This is a genomic window from Streptomyces sp. 4F14, assembly GCF_048159485.1.
Lineage (GTDB): Bacteria > Actinomycetota > Actinomycetes > Streptomycetales > Streptomycetaceae > Streptomyces.
The window spans coordinates 1-383 of sequence record NZ_JBLRVY010000214.1 but is presented as its reverse complement, the minus strand read 5'-3'; the positions used below and the strand labels follow the sequence as shown (position 1 = coordinate 383).

Below are 383 nucleotides of genomic sequence, written 5' to 3'. Positions count from 1 at the left end.
CTCGCCGACGATCTTCGGCAGTGCGGTGGCGACGATCATCTGCTCCAGCGCGGCAAGGAGCAGCGCGAGCATCAGCCCGAAGAAGACCAACCGGATCCGGCGCGGGCTCAGTTGGCTCTCCGCGTCCTGGGGCGGTGCCGGTGGAGGGGGTGCGGCGAGAGTCTCGTCCCGCACCAAAGCCGTGCCGCCCACGTACCGCTCCCCTCGCCGTACCTGCTCACATTTCCCGCATTAAGCGACAACTACGAGCAAGCACGGCGAGTTACGGCGCCGTCCCGGACACGGCGGAGTTCCACTCGAACCGGTGAGGGGGCCAAGGACCCCCGAACACCGGGGACTTAACCCTCGACCTCGGTGGCGAGCTTGGTGAGCAGCGCGTCGTA

1 protein-coding gene is annotated in these 383 nt (G+C 67.6%); it reads right to left on the bottom strand.

Going from position 1 to position 383, the window contains the following annotated elements:
* On the bottom strand, nt 1–192 hold a 192-nt coding region (locus ACLZOT_RS50380; RefSeq protein ID WP_416976043.1), incomplete at its 3' end, for a hypothetical protein.
* Between the last annotated feature and the right edge of the window lie 191 nt (nt 193–383).